1 protein-coding gene is annotated in these 1,769 nt (G+C 66.9%); it reads left to right on the top strand.

Translation table 11 applies throughout. The features are described from left to right. On the top strand, nt 1-1,769 hold a 1,769-nt coding region (locus tag ON34_RS28705; RefSeq protein ID WP_040785433.1), incomplete at both ends, for a beta strand repeat-containing protein.

Genomic DNA, 1,769 nt, shown 5'->3' on the forward strand with positions numbered 1-1,769 from the left:
GACGCAGATCACCGCGGTCGCTCCGGCGGGCACGGGCACCGTGCAGGTCACCGCCACTACCGTGGGCGGAACAAGCAATGGTGTCGCCTACACCTATGTTCCGGCTCCCGCCCTCACCACCGTGGTTCCCAGTTCGGGGCCGGTCACAGGCGGGACGACAGTCGTCCTCACCGGAACCAACCTGACCGGTGCCACAGCCGTCACCTTCGGTGCGACACCGGCGGCTTCGTTCACCGTCGACTCCGCGACCCAGATCACCGCGGTAACCCCCGCGGGGACTGGATCCGTCGCGGTCACCGTCACGACAGTCGGCGGAGTCAGCAACGGCGTCACTTACACCTACGTCGCCGTTCCCACGTTGGCCACAGTGGTGCCGACTTCGGGACCAGTCGGTGGCGGGACAACGGTCGTCCTGACCGGAACGGGATTGACGGGAGCGACCGCGGTCAGTTTCGGGGCGACACCGGCGACCTCGTTCACCGTCGACTCCGCGACGCAGATCACCGCCGTCGCCCCTGCCGGAACTGGCACCGTGCAGGTCACCGCCACCACCGCGGGCGGAACCACTAACGGCGTCGCTTACACCTATGTTCCGGCTCCCACGCTGGCCACAGCGGTGCCGAGTTCGGGACCAGTGGGTGGTGGGACAACGGTCGTTCTCACCGGGACAAATCTGATCGGAACGACCGCGGTGACTTTCGGGGCGACACCAGCTGCTTCGTTCACGGTCGACTCCGCGACACAGGTCACGGCGGTCTCTCCGGCCGGAACAGGGACCGTGCAGGTCACCGCCACCACCGCGGGCGGAACCAGCAATGGTGTTTCCTTCACCTATGTTCCGGCTCCCGCTCTCACCACCGTGGTTCCCAATTCGGGGCCGGTCACCGGCGGGACGACGGTCGTGCTCACCGGAACCGATCTGACGGGTGCCACTGCCGTCAGCTTCGGTGCCACACCGGCGGCCTCGTTCACCGTCGACTCCGCGACCCAGATCACGGCAGTCTCTCCCGCGGGAACAGGGACCGTGCAAGTTACCGCCACTACCGTGGGCGGGACCAGCAATGGTGTTTCCTTCACCTATGTTCCGGCTCCCGCTCTCACCACTGCGGCTCCCAACTCGGGCACGGCAGCGGGCGGGACGACGGTTGTCCTGACCGGAACGGATCTGACGGGAACGACTGCGGTCAGTTTCGGTGCGACACCGGCGGCTTCGTTCACGGTCGATTCCGCGACCCAGATCACGGCAGTGTCTCCGGCCGGAACGGGAACAGTGCAGGTCACTGCCACCACCGTGGGCGGAACCAGCAATGGTGTTGCCTTCACCTTCATCCCGGTTCCCGGTCTCACCACTGCGGCTCCCAATTCGGGCACGGCAGCGGGCGGGACGACTGTCGTGCTCACCGGAACCGACCTGACGGGAGCCACCGCCGTCAGCTTCGGTGCCACACCGGCGGCATCGTTCACCGTCGACTCCGCGACCCAGATCACGGCAGTCTCCCCCGCCGGAACAGGGACCGTGCAGATCACCGCCACCACTCCAGGCGGAACCAGCAACGGTGTTGCCTTCACCTTCATCCCGGTTCCCGCTCTCACCACTGCGGCTCCCAACTCGGGACCGGCAGCAGGCGGGACGACGGTTGTCCTGACCGGAACGGATCTGACCGGAGCTACTGCGGTCAGTTTCGGTGCCACACCGGCGGCCTCGTTCACGGTCGACTCCGCGACCCAGATCACGGCAGTGTCTCCGGCCGGAACGGGAACAGTGCAGG

Source organism: Nocardia pneumoniae NBRC 100136 (genome assembly GCF_000308755.1).
Classification (GTDB): Bacteria; Actinomycetota; Actinomycetes; order Mycobacteriales; family Mycobacteriaceae; genus Nocardia; species Nocardia pneumoniae.